Annotated in this window: 18 protein-coding genes; 9 read left to right on the forward strand and 9 right to left on the reverse strand. The window is 65.8% G+C overall.

Annotation, left to right across the window (positions count from 1 at the left end; all coding sequences use genetic code 11):
• Positions 1-429: 429 nt before the first annotated feature.
• Together ACP15K_RS00305 and ACP15K_RS00310 are read right to left on the reverse strand one after the other, a co-directional pair.
• Positions 430-1,041, reverse strand: coding sequence for an enoyl-CoA hydratase/isomerase family protein (locus ACP15K_RS00305; RefSeq protein WP_193139143.1), 612 nt, complete (start codon positions 1,039-1,041; stop codon positions 430-432).
• Positions 1,038-1,793 (reverse strand): SDR family oxidoreductase, encoded by a 756-nt coding sequence (locus ACP15K_RS00310; protein ID WP_193139145.1) that lies wholly within the window; start codon positions 1,791-1,793, stop codon positions 1,038-1,040. The genes ACP15K_RS00305 and ACP15K_RS00310 overlap by 4 nt, the downstream gene beginning before the upstream one ends.
• Before the next feature lie 114 nt (positions 1,794-1,907).
• Here ACP15K_RS00310 and ACP15K_RS00315 point away from each other — a divergent pair, with 114 nt between their 5' ends.
• The 6 genes from ACP15K_RS00315 to lpxK all read left to right on the forward strand — a co-directional run bounded on the left by ACP15K_RS00315 (position 1,908) and on the right by lpxK (position 8,444).
• Positions 1,908-3,431 (forward strand): hypothetical protein, encoded by a 1,524-nt coding sequence (locus ACP15K_RS00315; protein ID WP_424989546.1) that lies wholly within the window; start codon positions 1,908-1,910, stop codon positions 3,429-3,431.
• Between the two features lie 110 nt (positions 3,432-3,541).
• Positions 3,542-4,891 carry a TldD/PmbA family protein gene (locus ACP15K_RS00320; protein WP_193139149.1) on the forward strand — a complete coding sequence of 450 codons (1,350 nt, stop codon included), beginning with the start codon at positions 3,542-3,544 and terminating at the stop codon, positions 4,889-4,891.
• Positions 4,878-5,675 (forward strand): inositol monophosphatase family protein, encoded by a 798-nt coding sequence (locus tag ACP15K_RS00325; protein ID WP_424989547.1) that lies wholly within the window; start codon positions 4,878-4,880, stop codon positions 5,673-5,675. The genes ACP15K_RS00320 and ACP15K_RS00325 overlap by 14 nt, the downstream gene beginning before the upstream one ends.
• Positions 5,676-5,878: 203 nt before the next feature.
• On the forward strand, positions 5,879-6,124 hold the full coding sequence (locus ACP15K_RS00330; RefSeq protein ID WP_193139153.1) for a DUF4170 domain-containing protein: 246 nt from the start codon (positions 5,879-5,881) through the stop codon (positions 6,122-6,124).
• Positions 6,125-6,132: 8 nt separating this feature from the next.
• Positions 6,133-7,443: a 3-deoxy-D-manno-octulosonic acid transferase gene (locus ACP15K_RS00335; RefSeq protein ID WP_424989548.1), complete on the forward strand. Its 1,311-nt coding sequence runs from the start codon at positions 6,133-6,135 to the stop codon at positions 7,441-7,443.
• Complete coding sequence (gene lpxK / locus ACP15K_RS00340) at positions 7,443-8,444, forward strand: tetraacyldisaccharide 4'-kinase (protein WP_424989549.1); 1,002 nt, start codon at positions 7,443-7,445, stop codon at positions 8,442-8,444. Before ACP15K_RS00335 ends, lpxK begins: the two co-directional genes overlap by 1 nt.
• A gap of 18 nt (positions 8,445-8,462) precedes the next feature.
• Here the strand turns inward: lpxK and ACP15K_RS00345 are convergent, their stop codons facing one another.
• Together ACP15K_RS00345 and ACP15K_RS00350 are read right to left on the reverse strand one after the other, a co-directional pair.
• Complete coding sequence (locus tag ACP15K_RS00345) at positions 8,463-9,083, reverse strand: DsbA family protein (protein WP_424989550.1); 621 nt, start codon at positions 9,081-9,083, stop codon at positions 8,463-8,465.
• Positions 9,070-9,630, reverse strand: coding sequence for a DUF721 domain-containing protein (locus tag ACP15K_RS00350; RefSeq protein WP_424989551.1), 561 nt, complete (start codon positions 9,628-9,630; stop codon positions 9,070-9,072). Before ACP15K_RS00350 ends, ACP15K_RS00345 begins: the two co-directional genes overlap by 14 nt.
• An 81-nt stretch (positions 9,631-9,711) precedes the next feature.
• On the opposite strand from ACP15K_RS00350, the gene mutY reads away from it, so the two are divergent.
• Both mutY and ACP15K_RS00360 read left to right on the forward strand, forming a co-directional pair.
• Positions 9,712-10,776 (forward strand): A/G-specific adenine glycosylase, encoded by a 1,065-nt coding sequence (gene mutY / locus ACP15K_RS00355; RefSeq protein ID WP_424989552.1) that lies wholly within the window; start codon positions 9,712-9,714, stop codon positions 10,774-10,776.
• Between the two features lie 79 nt (positions 10,777-10,855).
• Positions 10,856-11,854 carry an SLAC1 anion channel family protein gene (locus ACP15K_RS00360; RefSeq protein ID WP_193139175.1) on the forward strand — a complete coding sequence of 333 codons (999 nt, stop codon included), beginning with the start codon at positions 10,856-10,858 and terminating at the stop codon, positions 11,852-11,854.
• A gap of 55 nt (positions 11,855-11,909) precedes the next feature.
• Here the strand turns inward: ACP15K_RS00360 and ACP15K_RS00365 are convergent, their stop codons facing one another.
• Positions 11,910-13,391, reverse strand: coding sequence for an NAD(P)/FAD-dependent oxidoreductase (locus ACP15K_RS00365; RefSeq protein WP_193139177.1), 1,482 nt, complete (start codon positions 13,389-13,391; stop codon positions 11,910-11,912).
• Positions 13,392-14,153: 762 nt separating this feature from the next.
• On the opposite strand from ACP15K_RS00365, the gene ACP15K_RS00370 reads away from it, so the two are divergent.
• On the forward strand, positions 14,154-15,662 hold the full coding sequence (locus tag ACP15K_RS00370) for a PepSY-associated TM helix domain-containing protein (protein ID WP_424989553.1): 1,509 nt from the start codon (positions 14,154-14,156) through the stop codon (positions 15,660-15,662).
• Between the two features lie 10 nt (positions 15,663-15,672).
• On the opposite strand, the gene ACP15K_RS00375 is transcribed toward ACP15K_RS00370, so the two are convergent.
• The 4 genes from ACP15K_RS00375 to ACP15K_RS00390 form a co-directional block, all read right to left on the reverse strand.
• The gene (locus ACP15K_RS00375) at positions 15,673-16,431 is read right to left on the reverse strand and encodes a polysaccharide deacetylase family protein (protein WP_424989554.1); all 759 of its coding nucleotides are present in this window, start codon (positions 16,429-16,431) and stop codon (positions 15,673-15,675) included.
• Between the two features lie 2 nt (positions 16,432-16,433).
• Positions 16,434-17,861: a protoporphyrinogen/coproporphyrinogen oxidase gene (locus ACP15K_RS00380; RefSeq protein ID WP_424989555.1), complete on the reverse strand. Its 1,428-nt coding sequence runs from the start codon at positions 17,859-17,861 to the stop codon at positions 16,434-16,436.
• Positions 17,862-17,947: 86 nt separating this feature from the next.
• Positions 17,948-18,847: a glycosyltransferase family 2 protein gene (locus ACP15K_RS00385; protein ID WP_193139185.1), complete on the reverse strand. Its 900-nt coding sequence runs from the start codon at positions 18,845-18,847 to the stop codon at positions 17,948-17,950.
• A 76-nt stretch (positions 18,848-18,923) separates the two neighbouring features.
• On the reverse strand, positions 18,924-19,943 hold the full coding sequence (locus ACP15K_RS00390) for a glycosyltransferase family 2 protein (RefSeq protein ID WP_193139187.1): 1,020 nt from the start codon (positions 19,941-19,943) through the stop codon (positions 18,924-18,926).
• Between the last annotated feature and the right edge of the window lie 13 nt (positions 19,944-19,956).

Below are 19,956 nucleotides of genomic sequence, written 5' to 3' on the forward strand. Positions count from 1 at the left end.
CCCTGTAATGCTCGTGGTCGCGCCCGAGGGTCGAATCGGACGCTCTACCGCCACGATGCACAACCCGGCCGGGAAACAGTCCAGGCCCTCGCCTTTTACGCGCGCGCGTCTTTAACCACGCCAACAGCTTGGCCCGAGCCGGAAAACACACGCATACCGGGCGATTAGACGAAATTTCCGCGCGTTTGCAGGTAGTTGCCGAAACCGTCAGCGCCCGACAGATGACCGGCGCGTTAACTTTCCAGATCCGCGCCCCCTCGCCGAGCGACACCCCGCTTTTCTACACAGAAGACACCTTCGGTCGGGCGCTCTCCTTACCCTCAACTCTCAACTCCTGCCCGGCCGAGGGGTTCCGCATTGCCGTCCGACCCGCCAGACAGGGGGTCCGCGTCGCCGCGCTCTGGTGCCGATGCCACATGCGGGTGCGACTCAGGTCGCAAGCGCCTTGATGGCGGCAATGTGATCGGGCGCGGCAGACAGCGACGCTTCGGCCAGTTCGGCCACCGTGGCGCCCAGCGCCTCGCGCGGAACGATCCGGTCCACCAGCCCCCAGGCCAGCGCCTCCTCGGCCTCGACCTTCGCCCCGGCCAGAAGGATCATCTTCGCCCGCGCCGGTCCCACCAGCGCCACCAGCCGACCGGGATCCGACGGTTGCGGCAGAAACCCAAGCTTGGCCACCGGGTAGAAAAACCTGGCCCCCGGCACCGCGATCCGCAGATCACAGGCCAGCGCCATCCCGAAAGAGCCGCCCGCCAGCGTCCCGTTCAGCGCAGCGATGGTCAGGCAGGGCAAACCGGCGATGGCACCCGACAGCCGTTCCCAGACCGGATCGACCGCCAGACCGGCCTTGGCGGCCTCGATGTCGGCACCCGCCGAAAACACCTTGCCCGCGCCGGTCAGAACGAACACCCGCGCCTGTCCCCGCGCCTGCTCGGCGATCTCGGCAATGCGCGCCAGCATGTCGGGCGTGACGGAATTGGCCTTGTCGGGCCGGTTCAGGGTGACGGTCCAAAGATCGCCGTCCCGTGTCAGGTCTATCATGCGTTCAATCCTATGCGGTGTCGGATCGCTTCATCGCGCAGCGACACTTCGGTGCCAACCAGATCATCCGCCGCAGGTCCCGACAGCCAGACCAGCGCCTTTGCGGGCCATTCCGCCAGGATATGCTCGGACCAGTCCATCTGGCTCACCCGGTTCACGCCGCTGGCCTTGATCTGCACCTGCATCTCGGTGGCCACGGTGCCCGGTGACAGGCCGATGGCGCGCACCCCGGCTGCCCCGGCCTCAAGATGCACCTGCTCGGTCAGCATCTTCACGGCGGCTTTCGAGGCACAATAATGGCTCCACCCCTCCAGCGGCCGCGATGCCGCCCCCGACGAAATGGTCAGGATCGTCCCGTGCCCGCGCGTGATCATTCCGGGCAGCACCGCGCGCATGCCGTGATACACTCCCAGCGTGTTGATTTCCTGGACCTTGGCCCAGTCTTCGGGGTCGCTTTCGACCAGCCGGGCGATGGGTTCGATCACACCGGCGTTGTTGACCAGCACCTCGACCGGACCAAAGGTGGCCTCGGCCGCATCCACCGCCGCCGACACCTCCCAGTAACGCGAGACGTCGCAGGGCACCGCCAGGGCGGTCTCTCCGATCTCTCCGGCCAGATCCGCGATCGGTTCGCGCGATCGGGCCAGAAGCACCACATTTGCCCCCGCCTGGGCGAATTCCCGCGCCGCCGCCGCGCCAATTCCCCGGCTTGCCCCCGTGATCAGGACAGTTTTTCCAGAAACGTGATCCATGTCCTCTTTCCTCTGCCGCCGGGATGCCCCACCTTTCAGGCAGACATCATTCCGGCCGAAGTCTGGCCCAGCCTGACCCGGACTGCAACAAACACCGCCCGACAGAGGTTTTTCATGCCCGCACTTCGCACCGCCCCCGCGCGCCTTGCCCTTGCCGCGTTCCTCGCCTCCACAGCGCTTTCCGCGCAGGCCGAGATCACCCCGGACGCACTCTGGCAGCGCTGGCAGGACAGCATCGCCAGCGAAGGCCGCAGCGTCACCGCCGAACGCAGCCAGCCCGACGGCCGCACCCTGCGGCTGGACGGCGTCACCGTGACCCAACCCCTGCACGAGGGCGGCGCGTTGACCGCGCGGCTCGACACCATCGCCCTGCAGGACGGCGGCAACGGCACAGTCACAGTCGTCATCGCACCGGGGCAGGAACTGCACATCGCGACCCAGGGCACCGACTCCCCGTCCGACGCTCTGTCGGCCCGCTTCGATCTGGGCGGCGACGGGCTGACCCTGTCGGTGGCCGGCGACATCGCGGCGCCGGATTATGCCTTTGCTTCCGACAGCTTCCAGATGCGCCTGACCGAACTGGTACAGGATACCACCCCGCTGGAAGCCGCGGGCGACCTCACGCTGGACCGGCTTGCGGGCACCGTGGCGGGCACCGACCCGGCGGCGGGCGCGCCGCTGTCGACCCGCTTCACCGCCGGACGCGCCGCCATGACGCTGGATCTGACCGATCCGGCCACCGGCGTCACCTCCAGTTCAGCCACCGCGCAGCAGGATCTCGACGGCGCGGCCAGCTTCGAGCCCGGCACCCGATCCGGCACGTGGTCCGTGGCCGGCAGTTTCACCGCCGGGCAGGCCGAGACCCGCTCGTTGCAGACCAGCCCCGAGATCGGCCGGGTCGAAACCACCTCGCGCCAGGACAGCACCGCGGCGCGGCTGGCGGTGGACGCGACGCGCGCGTCCTATGATGTCACCGCGAAAGGGCTGGCCTTCACCTTTGCCTCGGACCAGTTTCCGGTCCCGCCGATCAATGTCACCCTGCCCGAAATGGTGGCGGCGCTGACGATCCCGATGGCCGCCGCCCCCGAGGCGCAGATCGCCCGGCTGGCCCTGAAGCTGTCGCAACTCAGCCTCGACGATGCCCTGTGGAACATGCTCGATCCCGGTCGCGCCCTGCCCCGCACGCCCGCCGATCTGGACCTGGACATCGAAGCCGACCTGATCGTGCGCGACACGGTCCAGACCCCGGCGCCGCCCGCGCCGGGCCTGTCTGCACAGGCCCAACCCGACATGCCGCTGCCCGACCTGCTGCCCACCGGCCTGCGGATCAACGCCCTGACGCTCGGCTTCGCGGGGGCCGAAGTCGCCGCCACCGGCGATTTCACGGTCAACATGATGGGCGATCCCCCCGCCCCCAACCTGACCCAGCCGGTGGGCCAGTTGAACGTCACGGCCACCGGCATCACCACCCTGCTGCAACAGTTGTCGGCGGCAGGCCTTCTGGCCAGCGATCAGGCCATGGGCGTGCAATTGATGCTGGGCATGTTCACCACCCCCGGCGCGGACGACAGCCTGACTTCGACCATCACCGCCGAACCCGGCGGCGGGCTGGTGATCAACGGCAACCGGGTCCGCTGACCGGCGCTGCGCTGCGGGTTTGAAAACCCGGACCGAAGCCGCTACCTGTCTGGCAACCTGACCCGCGCGGGGCCGCCACCGGCTGCCCTGCGCCCGATCGAAAGAACCCCATGTCCCCGGACCGCCTTTCCGACCTGACCCAAGCCCTGCTCGATGCTGCCCGCAAGGCCGGCGCCGATGCCGCCGATGCACTGGCGCTGGACGGCACCTCGCTGTCCATCGGCGTGCGCAACGCCGCGCTGGAAGAGGCCGAACGCGCCGAGGGCACAGATATCGGCCTGCGCGTGCTGGTGGGCCAGCGGCAGGCCTGCGTTTCGGCCTCGGACACCTCCCCCGACACGCTGGCCGCCATGGCCGAACGCGCCGTCGCGATGGCGCGCGAAGCCCCCGAGGATCCCCATATCGGCCTGGCCGATCCGACGGAGCTGTGCCGCGACCGCGATGCCACCGGCCTCGACCTGGCCGATCCGGCGCCGGAACCCGCCCCCGATCACCTGCGCGACCTGGCCTGCCGCTGCGAAGCCGCCGCCCTGGCGCTGGACGGCATCGCGCAAGTGTCCTCGGCGCAGGCCACCTACAGCCGCCGCCGCGTGCATCTTGCCGCCAGCAACGGGTTTTCGGGCGGCTACAGCCGCACCGGCACCGGCCTGTCCTGCGTCGCCATCACCGGCACCGGCACCGGGATGGAGCGGGACTATTTCGGCGACATGCGCGTCTTCGCCGCCGACCTGCTCAGCCCCGAAGAGATCGGCACCACCGCCGCCGAACGCACGCTCGCCCGCGCCGGGGCGCGGCAGCCGAAAACCGGCAGCTACCCGGTGCTGTTCGACGAACGGATCGCGGCCACGCTGATCGGCCACCTTCTGGCCGCGGTGAACGGCACCGCCATCGCCCGCGGCGCATCCTGGCTGCGCGACGCGCTGGACCAACCGGTGCTGCCCGCCGGGCTGGACCTGATCGAGGATCCGCGCAAGCTTCGCGGCCATTCTTCGCGCCCCTTCGATGCCGAGGGGCTGACCGCCTCCCCGCGCGCCATCGTCAAGGACGGCGTGCTGCAGGGCTGGACACTGGACCTGGCCACGGCGCGTCGGCTGGGCCTGTCCAGCACCGCCAGCGCGGCGCGCGGCCCGTCGTCGCCGCCCAGCCCCAGCGTGACCAATGTCGCCCTGACACAAGGCCCGCACACCCCGGCCGAGCTGATGGCCCGGATGGGCACCGGGCTGCTGGTCACCGGGCTGATCGGCGCCACCATCAATCCCACCACGGGCGACTATTCGCGCGGCGCCTCGGGCCTCTGGATCGAAAACGGCGTGCCCGCCTACCCGGTCAACGAATGCACCATCGCGGGCAACCTGCGCGACATGCTGGGCCGCCTGATCCCGGCCAATGACGCACGTCCGCACCTCAGCCGCGTGGTGCCCTCGCTTCTGGTGGAGGGCATGACCCTTGCCGGCGCCTGACACGCGGCCCCCGACCGCGCAGGAGGATCTGGCGCTGCTGTGCCGGGCGGCCGAGCACGCCGGCGAAATCGCCCTGCAATTCTTCCGCCGCAACCCTAAAACCTGGGAAAAACCCGGCGCGGGTCCGGTGACCGAGGCCGACTACGCGGTCAACACCTACCTTGCCGAAACCTTGCAGGCGGCCCGTCCCGACTATGGCTGGCTCAGCGAGGAAACTCCCGACAGCACCGACCGCCTTGCCCGCGACACGGTGTTCATCATCGATCCGATCGACGGCACCCGGTCCTTTCTCGAAGGCAGCGGCAGCTGGGCCCATTCGCTGGCCGTGGCCCATCGCGGCCAGGTCATCGCCGGCGCGGTCCACATGCCCCAGCGCGGCTTCACCTTCACCGCCTCGCTGGGCGGCGGCGCCCGGCTGAACGGTGCGCCGCTGACCGCCAGCCCGCGCACCGCGCTGGATGGCGCGACACTTCTGGCCAACAAGTTCAGCGTCGCACCGAAATACTGGCCCAACGGACTGCCGCCGATCAAACGCCACTACCGTCCCTCGCTGGCCTACCGCCTCGGCCTGGTGGCCGAAGGCCGCTTCGATGCCATGCTGGTGTTCCGCGACACCTGGGAATGGGACATCGCCGCCGGCAGCCTGATCGCGACCGAGGCCGGGGCCAGCGTCTCCGACCGCCACGGCCACGCGCTGCGCTTCAACACCGAACATCCGGTCTCGTCGGGCCTGATCGCCGGCGGTCCATCCATCCACGACGCCCTGATGCACCAGCTGCGCTGAGCGCATCCCTTCCGATTTCTTCTTGGCACAAATACTCCCGCCGGAGGTGGCCCGTCGCCAGCCATACGCGGGCCATACGTTTTCCAGACCGTTTCCAGCCCCGGTTTGCGCCCCCGGTCCCGGCCCTGCGACCTGCCCACTTCTTGACCCTGTGCCGCAAATGCACAATGGTCGCCCGAACCGAAATCACAAAGGCTTTTGCCATGGCCCAGCGACTGCATCTCGTCTTCGGCGGTGAACTCGTCGATCCGTCCAAAACCCAGTTCAAGGACGTGGAAAACATCGACATCGTCGGCATGTTCCCGGATTACCAAAGCGCCTATGACGCCTGGAAATCGGCGGCGCAGCGCACCGTGGACAATGCCCATACCCGATATTTCATCGCCCATATCCATCGCCTGCGGGACGAAGAACTCGCGGCGTCCTCGACCGAAGAACTCGGCGACTGAGCCCGCCCATGGGCTTCGCGCCTGCCCTTTGCGCCTATCTGGCCTTTTCCTCCCACGCCACCGGCTATGGCAACCGGCTGCTGGCCCGGCGTCTGGCCGATGGCCGCGAATCCGCCGCGCGGATCGAGGAACGCAGGGGCGGCACGTCGGTCCCGCGCCCCGAGGGTCGGCTGATCTGGCTGCACGCCGCCTCGGTGGGCGAATCCCTGTCCCTTCTGGAAGTCATCAAGCGACTCGGAGAAACCGATCCCGAGGTGAATTTCCTGATCACCACCGGCACCGTGACCTCGGCCGATATCCTCGCCGCGCGCCTACCGCCACGCACCACGCACCAATTCGTCCCCATCGACGTGCGCCCCTTTGTGCGCCGCTTCCTTGACCACTGGCAGCCCGATCTGGCGATCTGGACAGAAAGCGAATTCTGGCCGGCGCTGCTGACCGAAACCAGCAGGCGCGGCATCCCGCTGCTGCTGCTGAACGCCCGCATGTCGGCGCGCTCGGCCCGGCGCTGGCGCTGGATGCCCGGCTCTGCGCGCGCCCTGATGCGCTGTTTCACCGCCGTGCAGGCGCAGGACGACCGCACCGCCGCCGCCCTGCGGCGCATGGGCCTTCCGCGCGAGAAACTGGCCGTCACCGGCACCCTCAAGGAAGGCACCCCGCCGCCGCCCTGCGACGAGGCCGAACGCGCCCGGCTGGAAAAGCTGATCGGCGACCGTCCGATCTGGGTCGCGGCCTCGACCCATCCGGGCGAGGAAACACAGGTTCTGGAAGCGCATCGCACCGCCCGCCGCACCTCCCATCGCCTGCTGCTGATCCTCGTGCCCCGCCACCCCGAGCGCGGCGATGACATCCAATCCATGGTGCGGGCCGCGGGCTTCAGTGTGACGCGGCGCAGCACCGGCGAAGATCCCGCCCCCGAAACCCAGATCCTGCTGGCCGACACGGTGGGCGAGATGGGGCTGTGGTACCGCCTTGCGCCGCTCAGCTTCGTGGGCGGCTCATTGGTCGATATCGGCGGCCACAATCCGTTCGAACCCGCCGCCCTCGGCTCGGCCATCATCCACGGCCCGCATGTGCGCAACTTCCGCGATATCTATCAGCGGCTGGGGGCCTTCGGTGGCGCGCGACAGGTTGCCGACGCGCGCGAGCTGGCGCAAGCGGTCACCGATCTGATCCGCCCCGACCACCGCGCGCCGATGGCCTATGCAGCCTGGGAGATCAGCTCCAGCGGCGCGGATGTCACCGACAAGGCACTGGCCCTGATCCTGGACCATCTGCCCGGCGCGCCCGCCCGCCCGGATGGCGAGGACACCCCCTGATGCAGGCGCCGCGGTTCTGGCAAGGGTCGCCCGAACGCCCCGGCTGGCAGGCCCAGATGCTGGCCCCGCTTGGCGCGCTTTATGCGGCCGGCACGGCGCGGCGGTTGCGCAAGGGCACGCCGCTACGCCTGCCGGTCCCGGTGATCTGCGTCGGCAACCTGAATGCCGGTGGCACTGGCAAGACCCCCACGGTCATGGCCCTTGTCGAACGGCTGGGCGCGCGCGGGCTGTCGGCGGCCATCGTCAGCCGGGGCCACGGCGGCTCGGAAACCGGCCCGCTGCAGGTGGATGCCCGCCGCCACACCAGCACGCAGGTCGGCGACGAACCCTTGCTGCTGTCCGCCTTCGCGCCCACCTTTGTGGCCCGCGACCGGGCGGAAGGGGCACAACTGGCGGTCGCCAGCGGTGCGGATGCAATCATTCTGGACGATGGATTCCAGAACCCGTCACTGGCCAAGGATCTGTCCATTGTCGTGGTCGATGCGCGGGCCGGCTTTGGCAATGGCCGCACCATTCCGGCTGGCCCCCTGCGCGAACCGGTGGCAACCGGTCTGGCACGGGCCGACCTGCTGCTGTCCATCGGCGCCGAGGACGATCAGGCAGCGTTCGATACACAATGGGCAGCACAGATCCCGGTGCCACGGGCGCGCGCCCATCTGGCACCGCTGCAAACCGGCATGACATGGCAGGGGCTGCGGGTGCTGGCCTTCGCGGGCATCGGCATTCCCGAAAAGTTCTTCCGCACCCTGCGCAGCCTCGGGGCCGATCTGGTGCAGACCGTGCCGCTGGCCGACCATCAGGACCTATCGCCGGCCCTGCTGACCCGGCTGGAATCCGAAGCCAAGGTGCGGGGCCTGCAATTGGTGACCACGGAAAAGGATGCGGTGCGCCTGCCCGACCGGATGCGCGGACAGGTCCTGGCCCTGCCGGTGCGGCTGAGCTTCACCGACGAGACCGCGCTGTCCGAAGCGCTGGATCAGCTGCCGCGCAAGGCCCGCTAGCCCGGCGCGGCCAGCCCGTTACTTCGCGGCCAGCTTTTCGTCCAGAAGCGCCGCAAAGTCAGCGTAGCTCATGTTCGAATACAACTCGCCCTCGATCACGAAAGACGGGGTTCCCGAAATGCCGTCGGCCTTGGTGTTGGCATCGTTCCACGCCACCAGCGCCTGCGCCTTCTCGGCGTCCTGCAAGCAGGCGTCGAGTTGGTCGTTGCTCAGCCCCGAGGTGCGCCCGATGCGGTGCAGGTTGTCGGCGATCTGGGCCGGCTCTCCCTGGGTCCAGCTTTGCTGATCGGTATAGATCAGGTCGGCCACCCCGAAGTACCGCAACTGCCCGCCACAACGGGCCACCATCGCGGCCCAAAGGCCGTAGCGGTCGAAAAATACCTCGCGGTGGATGAAGCGGACCTTGCCCGTGTCGATGTAGCTCTTCTTCAACTCCTTGAAGGTGGTCGCATGGAAGTTGGCGCAATGCGGGCAGGTGAAGGACGCGTATTCGATCACGGTCACCGGGGCGTCCGGATCGCCCATGACCATGTCTTCGATCTCGGCGATCTCGGCAAAGGCCGGACCGGCAAGGCCAAGACCGGCGGTCAGGGCGGCCACGGAAACGAGGCCGGTGGCCAGAAAATCACGACGATGCATCAGGGTCTCCTTGGGGATTGCGGCGCGCATGAACACGCGCGCCAAGACCGGCCAGCGCCGCGCGCAAACCGGGATCAGAAATTTCGTCCGCCACTTCCGCGCCGCGCGCCTGCGCCTCGGGGCCCGGAGATACGGGCCGGTCGTCGACGCGCCGGGCCGGGCCGTCAAACCCTGCCTGCCCTTCGCCAAAGCCGGTGGCGGCGGTTTGGGTGATGCGGATCTGGGACACGGCGTTATAGCCGTAGCAGGCATTCACCCGGTCGCGGATCGCGGGCAATTGCGGTTGCAGCATCGGACCGGCGGCGCCGCGCGCCAGCAGGGTCAGGGTCGCGCCCATGCCCTGTCGCGCATAGCCGACCTTGACCGGGCGGCACAGGCGGGCAATGTCGGGGCCGACCACCTCGGCCCAATGGGTCACAAGGCGGCTGACCGCGAAGCCGCGGCTTTCGCTGGCGCGCTTGATCTGCGGCTGCACAAGGCCGCCCGCCTGGGCAAACCCCTTGCTCCACCGCGTCTTGCGCTTGCCATTGTATCCGCTTTTCGACATCAGGCCCTGTCCGCTTTCGCGCGCCATCCTAACTGAGCTGTACCCGAGGGCCAGACCCAAACCGCAGGAGCCGCCTGACAGTTGTGTGACCATCCTCTCTCTGACCGTCTGCTGGACTGGTACGACACCCACGCCCGCACGCTGCCATGGCGCGTGCCGCCGGAACAGTCGCGGCAGGGGCGGCGCGCCGATCCCTACCGGGTCTGGCTGTCCGAGGTCATGCTGCAGCAGACCACCGTGGCCGCGGTGAAGGCCTATTTCGATGTCTTCACCAAGCGCTGGCCGCGGGTGCAGGATCTGGCGGCAGCGGCGGACGAGGACGTGATGGCCGCCTGGGCCGGGCTGGGCTATTACGCGCGCGCCCGAAACCTGCTGAAATGCGCCCGCGTGATTGCCTACGAGCTGGACGGCAGGTTTCCCGACACCCGCGAGGGCTTGCAGGCGCTGCCGGGGATCGGCCCCTATACCTCGGCCGCCATTGCCGCGATTGCCTTCGACCAGCCCGCGACCGTGGTCGATGGCAATGTCGAGCGGGTGATGGCCCGGCTGCACGCGGTGCCGACCCCGCTGCCCGCCGCCAAGCCCGAGCTGACCGCGCGGGCGACCGCCCTGACGCCTCCGGACCGCTGCGGAGACTACGCGCAAGCGGTCATGGATCTGGGCGCCACGATCTGCACGCCGCGCAATCCGGCCTGCAGCCTCTGCCCGTGGCGTGCAGACTGCGCCGCCCATGCCCAGGGCATCGCCGCCGAACTGCCACGCAAGACCCGCAAGGCACCCAAGCCGATCCGGCAGGGCACCGCCTTTGTCGGACGTCGTGTCGACGGCGCATGGCTGCTGGAACGGCGCCCGCCCTCGGGCCTGTTGGGCGGGATGCTGGGATGGCCCGGCAGCGACTGGGCCGAAGATCCCGCCCCCACGCCGCCGCCGGCATCGGGGCACTGGACCCCCCTGACCGGTGAAGTGCGCCATACCTTCACGCATTTCCACCTGCGCCTGCGGCTTCAGGTGGCGCATCTGCCCGACACCAGCACACCGTCCCGCGGCCAGTTCATTTCGGGCGACGCCTTCGATCCCGACGACCTGCCCACCGTGATGGCCAAGGCGTTTCACCTGTCGCGCGACTGGTTCGACGGCTCGGACTGACCCGAGGCAATTCGGACACTGGCGCAGGGGCGCGCGCCCTTGCTATGGCAGGTCATATTCAAGGAAAGCAGTGTATCCCATGACCGAGCCCACACCCCCTGCCCCGCCTGTCGATCGTCCGGCCCGCTGGCCCATCGGCCTGTTTCCCGCCGTTATGGGGCTGTTCGGCCTGAGCCTTGCGGTGCAGGCCAGCCTAGCTGCCATGGGCGCCAGCCCGGCATTGTCCTGGCCCTTTGTGCTGCTGGGGCTGGCAGGCCTGATGGTGGCCGTCGGCGGCTATGGCCGCAAGTTCCTGCGTCATCGCGCGGCGGTTGTGGCGGATTGGAACACGCCGCTGAACCTGGTGTTCTTTCCGGCCATTGCCATCGCCACGATGCTGGCTGGAACCGCGCTGGTCCCGCTGCTGCCTGGTTTGGCCCGCTGGATCTGGATCCTCGGAGCCGTGGCGCAAGCGGGGCTGAGCCTTGGCGTGTTGTCGGCCTGGACCGGCCAGCGCGAGTTTCAATTGGCCCAGGTGTCGCCCGCGTGGTTCATCCCGGCGGTGGGCAATATCGTTGCCCCGATCGGCGGCGGACAACTGGGATTTGAGATGATCTCGTGGGTATTCATGGCGGCGGGTCTGGCTTTCTGGCTGATGCTTCTGCCGCTGGTGTTCCTGCGCCTTCTGACGCTAGGCCCGCCCCCGGCCCCGCTGCGCCCGACGCTGGCCATTCTGGTCGCCCCGCCGTCTGTCGGGGCGGCTGCGTGGATGTCAGTCACCGGGACAGTCGACACGGTGGCGGTGATCCTTCTTGGCATGGGGCTGAGCTTTGCATTGCTGGTTGCGGTGCGTATGCCGATCTATCTGAAACAGCCCTTCGGCCTGCCGCACTGGGGATTGACCTTCCCCTGGGCGGCGCTGGCCGCGGCCTGTATCCGCATCGGCAGCAGCCTTGAGGTTCCGGCGCTTGTCTGGCTTGGCAACGGGCTGACGCTGGCGCTGGCGGGGCTGATCGCATGGCTGCTGGTGCAAACCGGGCGCGCCTTTCGGGATGGGCGTCTTTTCGCGGTGCCTCCCGCTGCCCCGGCGACAACCTGAAACGCGAAAGGCCGCCCCTGAACAGGGCGGCCTTGTCACGACCAAGGAAATGAAATCAGGCGGCGGCCACGCTCTTTTGTGCGTCCGCGTCGTCTTCCTTCTTCAGCTCGAACTCTTCGTGATAGGACCGTTCGACGTTCACTTCCCAAACGTCATGATTGGCCCCCACGATGTTGCGCGCGGCATACATGGCCGACAGCATCGAGTGATCCTGGTTGTTGTAGCGGTGCAGGCCGTTGCGACCGACGGTCTGGAAGTTTTCCAGCGAGACGATCCAATCTTTCAGCACCTTCAGCACGTCCTGATATTCGCCGTCATAGACCGGATAGGCCTTGGGCTGGCGAATGATGGCCGCGTCGATCACCGTATCCGCCGAGGCAAGCCCCAGTTCGTCCAGTTCTTTCGATGCCAGTGCGCGCAACTCCTCGTCGGACATGGTCCAAAGGCCGTCGCCCTCCTGACAGAAATACTCCATCCCGATAGAGGCGGTGTTGGGATCCGGCACCATTTCCGGCGACCAGGCCGAGAAGTTCTGGATCCGGCCCACCTTCACCTGCGGACTGTGGATGTAAATCCAGTTGTCCGGGAAGGGATCGGCCTGGTTCAGCACCAGCGTCACGATCAGGAAATCCCGGTACCGCAGCTTGTTGGCCGCTTCGATCACATGCGGCGGTGGCGGCGGATCGAAGGCCAGGATCAGGTCGCGCAGCGCCATGGTGTTGACGAATTCGTCGCCCTCCACCAGTTCGGTGCCCAGATCGGTTCCATCCTCGGCCCAGCGTTTCACGTCGACACCGGTCACCCGCATGTCATCGCGATGCACTTTCACCACGGCCGAGCGCATGTGCACTTCGCCGCCCTGCTTCTCGACCAGTTCCGCGCAGCGTTCCCACATCATGCCGGGACCAAGGCGCGGATACTGGAATTCCTCGATCAGCGAGGCGGTGTCATTGGCGCCGGAAATCGCGTTCCAGACCGCCTTGAACAGCGACAGGTTCTTGATCCGCTGTGCTGCCCAATCGGCCCGGATTTCCTTGGGATCGATGCCCCAGACCTTCTCGGTGTAGCTGCGGAAGAAATGCATGTAGAGACGGCCGCCGAAACGGTTGATCACCCATTCCTCGAAGCTCTCTTCCTTGCGATACGGGCGGATCTGCCATTTCAGATAGCTGACCAGAATCCGGACCGTTTCATAGGGCCCGATATTGGACAGCGCGTTGAAGATCTTCAGCGGGTAGTCGAAGAAACGCCCGCGATAATAGATGCGGCTCTGGCGGGGGCGGGTGATGAAATCATCGCCCAGCACCTCGTGCCACATGGCCTCAACCTCGGTCACCTTCGTGAAGAACCGATGCCCGCCGATATCGAAGCGATAGCCCTTGTTCGACTCGGTCCGCGAGATCCCGCCGACAAGGTCAGAGCCTTCAAACACAACCGGTGTGTGCTTATTGCTGAGTTTCTGAAGTTCATATGCCGCCGTCAGCCCTGCTGGACCACCCCCGACAACCACGACTTTTGAGGTATCAGTCTCACTCATTGTTCAGCCACCAATATTACCATCCCAAGCAACCAAGGAAATTCGACATAAATCTAATGAAATTCCGCTGTTCTTTGCCATGCTAGTGAAACGTCCGCAGGTCCACCAGATAACCCCGTGCCGCAGGTCACGACAACAGGGATTGAGGACACGGACATCTGCGGATCTGGGTATGCCGGCCGTTCATCCCGTCGGCCATATGGCAACTGCCCCCACTGTTTACTCGTGTGTCTCCACATACCAGAAGCGCTCCCACCATTCACACACACATTTACGCCGTCTCGCGGCCCCACGTCAGGTCGCGGGCGGACGTCGCAAATTTCCCACCTCAAGGGTCTACCACGATTCCTTTCCGCGACGTTACAATAATGTTCCTGAGCATACCTTCAATTTCGGAAATAGATGAACGACGCTGCGCCATTTTGTGTCACGAATAGCGATTTCCCGGCCTTGTTGCGGGGACGATCTCTCACATGTCAGTTGGGCAAGTCGATTTTCAACATTTGCCCCAAGAATCAACGGGATGATTCGTTGCGTCTTTGCGGCAATAGTTGCGCTGGCGCTCACGTTGTATATTTGGAATATAAACTGGAACGCTGCGGCTGTCAGGATCCGTCTGGCCCTATTTCTCCCGCCCTGCCCCGAATACTGTATCCAGTTCGACGGGCAATTGGCGTCGGCAGATATCTGGCGATCGCCGCCGACAGTTAGAAATTTGTGGAATGACCTCAGGCAGATGCCGCCGTCAGGAGTATATCGTTCATGTTGTCCCGCGCCTTTCGCACGACCGTTTTCAAACTTCACGCCTGGGTTGGCCTGAACCTATCGATCCTGATGTTCCTGGTCCTGTTGTCCGGCTCGCTGCTGCTCTACGGGGTCGAGATCGAAGCGGTGATGCAGCCGCAGATGCGGACCGATTCCGCACCCCTCGAAACCCCTGCCAGTGTCGGGCAGATCTTCACGTCGGTGCGCGACGCCTATCCCGATGTGCAGATCAATTCCATCACCCCCCGCGGCGGCGGGTTTCTGGCCGACACCACCTTTGCCGTGACCCGTTGGGGGCAGCAGATCAACATCTGGACCGACCCGGTCACCGCCGAGGTTATCGGCACCACGAAGGTCAACGGGCTGCGCAGTTTCCTCCATGCCTTCCACGTCAGTTTCCTGATGAAGATGAAGCTTGGCGACCTGGCGGTGCTGTCGTTCTCGTTCATCCTGTTCGGCATGGTGGTGACCGGTCTGATCACCTATCGCCGCTTCTGGAAGGGCTTTTTCCGGGCACCGGCGGGCGCGGTCGGATCGCGTGGATGGTGGGGCGGCGTGCATCGGCTGATCGCCTTGTGGACGGCGCCGTTCCTGATCGTGGCCACGGTCTCGGCCTCGTACTTCCTGCTGGGGCATTTCGGCATTCGCCCGGCCCCCCTGAAGCCTATCCCGACCCTGGAACGCGAGACCGTGCTGCCGCCGGGACTGGACGGTGCGATGCTGGACCAGGTGGCGACACTGGCCGGCGATGCCGTCGGCGGGATGGAGGTCACACGCCTGCGCCTGCCCGGCACCAGGAAACAGCGGTTCGAAATCGAAGGGGTGACCCATCACGCGGCGCTGGAAGGTGGCACGGCGCTGGTTTTCGTTGATCCCGCCAACTTGCAGGTGCTGGGCGCCTATCCCGCCGACGAGGCCGTGCCGGGGCGGAAGCTGGCCCGGATCCTGCAGTCGCTGCACTATGGCACCTGGGCCGAGGGCATTTCCCGGCCCATGTGGCTGGTGTTCGGGCTGGCCAGCAGCGCGCTGGCCCTGTCGGGTGTTCTGGTGTTCGCCGCGCGGGTTGCACCGCGGCCACAGGAAACCCCGAAAGGTCCGGCTCTGCGGCGCGCATGGCGCGGGATGCGACCGCTGAAATGGCTGATCCTTGCGGGATTGATCGGCGCGGGCGGGCTCTACACCTATCGGTTCACCGGTGTTTTCGCCCCGGAGTGGACACGCATCTACTCCCGCGTGCCGAAATCCGACGGCGAACTACGGATCTCGGGTTCGCCGCAGGCCGGCGAACCCCTGTCCCTGAAGCTGCGGCTGAATGGTAAGACCGCGACGGACGCGCAGGTGCTGTTTGACGGCAATCCGGTCGAGGGCACGCTCCGCCCCAACGACAAGGGGGCGCAGCTTCTGGCGACGGTGACGGCCACCGAAGGCCGCAACCGGGTGTCCGTGAACCTGCCGGATCGCCCGCAGGCCCCGCTGGTCTGGTTTATTGGGCGCCCGATCGACTAGGACGCCGAGGTTACATCCACGGCAGGCGTTCGCGCACCCAGCGCAGCGCCTTGCGGCGCGCAAGATAGGCCCCGCCGCGCCCGGCCAGATGCGCCTTCCAGCGTGTAATGTCCCGGAAATAGTGCATCTCGATGCGCGGAAGTTCGTGCAGGTTGTCCACCGGTCCGGCCTGCGCCAACCGCGTGCCAACACAGGTCTTGTAGATGCTGGAGGCCAGATTGATGACATGGGTATTCAACAGGCCGTAGGGCGGCGCGAAATGGTCGACCGGACGGCCCAGTTCATCCTCGATCTCGGCCTTCGAAACATTCAGCTCGATCGCCAGCGTGTCATCGGTGACCATTGTCAGGTCGGAATGGGTGACGGCATGGCTGCCGAACTGGATGCCTTCCGCCGCCAACTCCTTGATCTTGGGCCAGTCCATCAGCTTGCGCGGTGTGGCGCCCGAGCCGATCCACAATTCTTCCCGTCCCACGTAGTCCGAGGGCAGATAGACGATGGCGGGAAACCCGTGCCCTTGCAGCACCGGATAGGCCGCTTCGGCAAAATCAAGAAACGCGTCGTCGAAGGTGATGATGATCGACCGCTCTGGCAGGGGCTTGCCCATGTTCCGCGCTTCGACCAGATCGTCCAGGGTGATCACCGGCAGACCGGCTTCGGCAATCGCATCCATCTGTTCGGCGAATACGTCCGGCGGAATGGTCGTCGGCCCACTGCCCTGCGAGACCGAGTGGTACATCAGAATATCAACGATCGGGGTACTGGACATCCTCAATCCTCCACAACGTGTTTGGCAAACTCGGCCCGGCGTTCCGACCAGAGTTTGCGATCAATCGACAAATCTTCGTTAACGCACTCTACCGCACCATAAGCCATTGCATAGGCATGATGCGTGTTGTCATGGGCAAACAGTCCCTGCCGCCCGAAATTCAGCACGCCGTCCAGCCCGGAAACCCAGCGATCCATCACGTCGAAATTGGCCTGATAGTCCAGATCGTAGACCGGATAGGCATGGCGCAGGCGGCGGGTTTCGCAGGATTTGACCGGCATGGTCACCGGCAGACCGAGGTCGCCGAGCCAGCCGCAGAAGGCCTCGCCCAGTTCCGCATCGGTCATGTCCCACCATTTCTCGCCGGGATCGCAGGGCAATTCAGCGCACAGCAGCGTGGTACCGCGCGGGGTGCTGGCCGAGTTGTAGTTCTTGGGCTCGGACATCCGGCTGATCGGGGTCGAAAGCTCGGGGAAGTAATGGGCGTCGTATTCGGTGAACTGGTCGGTTTCCAGCACCAGGTAGATCAGGATCATGCCGCGATAGCGGATCGCATCGGCGGCTTTCAGAACCTCGTCCGGTGCTGCCGGGGTGATGGCCCGCACCAGCGCGGTGATCGGAATGGTGGACATCACCAGGTCGGCGTCATGCCGCACCGCGTCATCGCCCTGCCCCGTGGTGATGGCGACGACCTTGTCGCCCTCCCGCACGATCCCGGAAATCGGCGTGTTCAGGGTGAAGGTCGCGCCCTTGTCCGCCGCCGCCTGGGCCATGGTTTCCGAGATCTGCCCGAAACCCTTCTTCGGATAGTAGAAGCGCCCGGTGGTCGGACTGCGCAGACCCGGAAGCATCCGCATCATCTTGCCCAGGATCTTGCCAACAGAACTGCCCGACACCCGCCGTTCGGCCAGGGTCACGGCCAGTTCGTCCGGGTCCAGCCCCCACAGTTTCTTCACGTAGGGAAAGTAGAAATTCTCGGAAATCGTCGGGCCCAGCCCGTCGTAAAGCACACTGGAAAACGTCGCGTCGCCTTCACGCGGCTTGCGGAACTTGCCCAGCACCATGTCGCGCACCAGCGAGGCCGCGAAGGGTTTGGGCAGGCGCATTAGCGCGTCGGCCAGCTTGAGCGGGAAATGGATCCAGCGCCCGCCCAGCCGGATGCGCCCGTGCCGGGGCTGCAACAGCAGATCCTCGCCCAACAGCGCCTTCACATCCGCCAAAACATGCGGATCGGCCACCGGGTGAAACCGGTGCGAGCCGTAGTCGCACCAGATGTCCTCGATCTGAAAGGACGCCGAGTTGCCGCCCAGTCGCGGGGCGGCATCCAGAACCTCGACCCCCGCCGGATGCGGGCCGTTGCGGTTCAATGCAAAGGCCGCCGCAATCCCCGCCGGGCCGCCCCCCAGCACCTTGATCCTGTTCTCAGCCATTTCGTCGGCCTCCGAGCCTTTGGCGCAATGCGCCGAACCTATACGCGGACGCAGCCCCTGCGGGGCGCATCCCATGACTGAACCCATCAGGGTCGAAGATGCAGACGCGAGATCATGTCGGCGATCAGACCCAGCGACCAGACCATGATCGCCGCCAGAAAGGCAAACACCGCCGTTTCACTCAGGTTCCATTGGGTCAGATCGTAGAGCGACTTGAAGAACCCCAGCAAGAACAGCACCAGCCCTACCGGCAGGAACACCCGCAGCGGATTGAACAGCGTGATCATCCGCAGGATCAGAATGATGAAGTTCAGGAAATCGATGGGTTTGATCTTTGATTTGCCCACCCGTTTTCCGTATTCGATGGGCGTGTAGATCATCCGCTTGCCGTTGCAGGCCATGCACAAAGTGATCGTCGTGGTGAACGAGAAATTCTGCGGCAGCAGCGGCAGGAAGGGGATCAACTCCTTGGTGCGGAACACCCGCAGGCCCGAGTTGATGTCGTTGAGCTTGCGCTGCGCCATGAAGGACGCCAGCCAGTTGAGGAATTTCTTCGCCGGGCGTCGCACCATCGGCACGTTCTTCATCGCCGCGCCGCGATCACCGACCACCATGTCCTGCTGGCGGCACATTTCAAGCATCGCGGGCAGGTAGCGTGCCGGATAGGTGCCATCGGCATCCATGATGGCGATGTATTCGAACTGCGCCATCTTCACGCCGCGCTTCAGCGTGGCGCCATAGCCGGAATTGGCATCGTTCCACGTCACCGTCGCGCCCGAGGCAACAGCCTCTTCCCGGGTGCGATCTTCCGAGCCGTCGTCGACGACGATGATCTCATAGTCGATGCCTGTGGGATCCAGCGCCGAGCGCACATCCTCGACCGTCGCACGGACGGCATTTTCTTCATTGAAGGCCGGGATCACGACGCTCAACGCCATCCCGTCCAGGCCTGTCTCCGGCGCCATCGCCTTGTCCATTCCGTCCATGTTCCCGGTTCCCGTCGTGCCCGTTCTGGGCTTACTCGTCATGACATTTCATCCATGGTCCCATTGACTCGAGGGATCACGGCACATGCAGTCGTCCCTTGCGGCCCAACACGTGATATTCGAACAGGCACCACGCGTAGGCGGCGCTGGAATAGACGTAGTAGAGCTGGTGATACAGAAAGGCCTTCACCGCGAAGACCGGCCCGCCGTTGGCCTTCATGAAGGCGATCAGGTCGCGGTTCAACCAGGCGGCCAGCCCCAGCAAGAGCAGCGTCAGCCACAACATGTCGCCGTCGAACGGCAGGGCCAGCAATGACAGCAGCAGCAGGCCGGCAACCACGGCCTTGAACCGCTCCGACAGGCTGACGTTCAACTCGTTCACCAGCCCGCCGCGATTGATCATCAGGCGCGACCACGGCAGGGCGCGGCGGAAGATATCGGTAAAGATGCCATTGCGCAGGGTCCAGACCTTCAGATGCTTGCCTTGCAGGCGCGGCAGAACCAGGATCCTGCCCCCGGCCCGCGCGATCCGGTCGCCCAGTTCGATATCCTCGATCGAGGGCACCTTGTAGGTCGTCACGTCGAAGCCGCCCACATCGCGAAACACATCCGCCCGGATGGCGCCGCAACCGGCCCACCAGGTCGTGACCTCTTGCCCGGTGTGCTGGTGATAGTAGCGATGCATCAGGTTCTTGTAGCGCGAATACCACGGCTTGCCCTCGGGCGTGGTGTCATAGGAACCGAACACCGCATGCACCGTAGGGTCGGCAAATGCCTCTTGCAGCAGGGCCGCGCCGCCGGGCCAGGCGATCACGTCGCTGTCCACGAACCACAGGATATCGGCATCGGTGTTTTGCGCCGCCAGGTTGCGCGCCGCCCCCGGCCCGCCGTTCACCGGGGTGACCAGAACCCGCGCGCCCATTTTTTCGGCCAGAGCCCGGGTGCCATCGGGGCTTTGATCGTCCACGACCAGGACCTCGTCCACCTCACCGGCCGCCTGCATCTGCAACAGCGGCGTCAGCACCTTGGGCAGCAGGTGTTCGGCCTTGTAGGCCGGCATCACAACACAAATCTTCAACACACGCGGTTCAGCCATCAACAGGGATTCC

It is taken from the genome of Fluviibacterium sp. S390 (assembly GCF_049800695.1).
Taxonomy (GTDB): Bacteria; Pseudomonadota; Alphaproteobacteria; order Rhodobacterales; family Rhodobacteraceae; genus Meridianimarinicoccus.